Below are 2,270 nucleotides of genomic sequence, written 5' to 3'. Positions count from 1 at the left end.
CAAGACGTATATGACGCTATTGAGCAGCTTCTAAAAGAAAATGGGAGATATACAAACCAACTAATCATGGACTTGATCGGTGGCTCAAGTGTGACGATTCAGAAGTATCGAAAAGAATACGAGCGTGAACATCGTGAAGATGCTGAAAAGAAAGCCGTAGCACTAAAAGACAGTGAGCAGAAGAAGCTGTCAGAAGTTGTTGCAGATATTGTAGCAGGTCGCATCACCGAGATCGGTGACAGTTATGCAAGTGAAATCACACGCTTGTCAGAAGAACTTGAAATAGCACTAGCTGATAAAGAATCACTATCAGAAGAAAATAGCAGTCAGCTCACAGAAATTGAGCAATTAACTTCTGAAAATCAGGATTTAAAAGCGAAGTTGAAATTTCTTGAAGAAGAACATGCACGAAGTAAAGCTGAAATTATTGAACAGTATGAACAGCATAAGAAAGTCATATCTGAGCAATATGCAGAAGCAAAACAGCAATATTCTGAAGGTCTTGCTGAGTTCAAGCAAAGTAATACAGCTCTGAAAGCAGAACGTGACCAGTTGCAGCTAAAAGTTGCCGAAGCTCAGTCTAATGAACGTGTTGCATCTGTCAGACTTGAAGAAGCGCAGAAGAATATTAGCCGTTTTCAGACTGAGATCAGTGAGCTGAAATCTGAAATTCGTGATCTACGTGCCCCACATCAGCCACAGCAATTAAAAAAGAAGGGCAAGGTCGAAGAACAGCCAATAGATGACAAAACTGGTGATTTGTTAGCAGAAGCTGAAAAGCCATAATGCCCCTTTCTTTTCTTGCGGAGCACAGCCAAAGGCTGTGCTGTCCTCAGAAAAAAAAGTGGCTCAAATGAAACATGGCACAAGTCAATATGCTTGAAAAATTACAGGTTTTGATGTGGTAACGAACTTTTTTTGCTGAAATTGCATCAATGAGAACGTGAATTTTAAAAAAAATGTATTTTAGAGGTTCGCCATTTGTTGCATTGAACAACAAACAGTTGTAACGTGCTTTTAACAGATTCTTTTTAATAAAAAACTCGATTTTCAGGTACAAAAAAAGACCCGAAAAAATTCTTTGGCGAGAATGGGTCTTTTGATGTACGTGTTGATCACTTACGGATAGTCAACATGCTTAATCATTATAGCAGTCAAAGACCACTCCGCAAGCCATCTAAGGGCTTGTGCGATGCAAATTAGTTCAAATCATACAAATATTTCACCAAAATCGTATTTATTTATTGATAAATCAGAACAAATTGCTGATTTACAAGAAGCTCTTGCCCTTTTTGACAAGTGCTTATCACCACTTACACCGCATTGGGTTAGCAAAGATACACTGAACCACAAACCGAAGCATTTACGCCTACGCACTGGGAAAAACTCACCGAGAGAGAGAGATCATTTTGATTTCATTACACCAAGTGAGCGTTCGCAATATGGTTATCTCCGATATGCGTCAGAGTTTTGGCTTGGTACTTTTGTTATTGATATTGATAGCAATGTAGCAGCCAGTATCGAGGAAATAATCAAATTAAACCCTGATTTACCTTTGCCTAATCTGATTGTCAAAAACCCTGTAAACGGACACGTTCAGCTCTATTACTGTCTGCGAAATTCAGTCTGCATTGATGAAAAAAATAAACGCTATAGCAAGAAAGCGGTTGTGCTATTGAATGCAGTAAAAACACGCCTTAAAGAGCTTCTAAACGGTGATTTTGCACATAGAAATTCAGTCGCCAAAAATCCGCATAGCAGCATGTGGCGAGTATCTACTATGCGAGTACAGCCGTATCAGCTTGCTGAACTTGCGAGAATCACACGTATATATGAGCGTCCAGTGATACGCCCTATGCTATTCACTCCAAATTCAGCGAAAGCGGTCAAATTAAGCAAAAATATAACAGTAGGGGAGCGTAACAATTGGCTGTTTGAAACAGTACGGCATCACGCTTATAAGTTGTATTTCAAACATGGCGAGGACTGGACAAAACGCCAGTTTATGTCTTGCTTGTTTGATTTCATGAATAAACTCAATCTTGAGAAGTGCAAAACGCCACTGGTTGAGCGTGAAGTGCGTGAAATCTGCCGGAGTATTACCCGTTTTTGTTATGAGCGTTATAGCTACTCTGAAAACACTAACGATGTGCTACGCAAGATCGCAAAACAGTTAGGAAGAAAAGGTGGAGCAGCAAAAGGTAAGTCATACGCAAAACAACGCAGAAAAGCCCTCTCGCTGCATCGCAAAGGCTTATCTGTTGAGATCG

At 39.9% G+C, this 2,270-nt stretch carries 2 protein-coding genes; both read left to right on the top strand.

The features are described from left to right. On the top strand, window positions 1–786 hold a 786-nt coding region (locus FTV31_RS16310), incomplete at its 5' end, for a DNA-binding protein (protein ID WP_180015703.1). A 406-nt stretch (window positions 787–1,192) separates the two neighbouring features. Beyond that, a partial coding sequence (locus tag FTV31_RS16305) for a replication initiation protein (RefSeq protein WP_180015701.1) occupies window positions 1,193–2,270 on the top strand: 1,078 nt, incomplete at its 3' end.

The organism is Acinetobacter sp. YH16031, from assembly GCF_013417335.1.
Classification (GTDB): domain Bacteria; phylum Pseudomonadota; class Gammaproteobacteria; order Pseudomonadales; family Moraxellaceae; genus Acinetobacter.
This window is presented reverse-complemented; position numbering and strand designations above follow the sequence as displayed.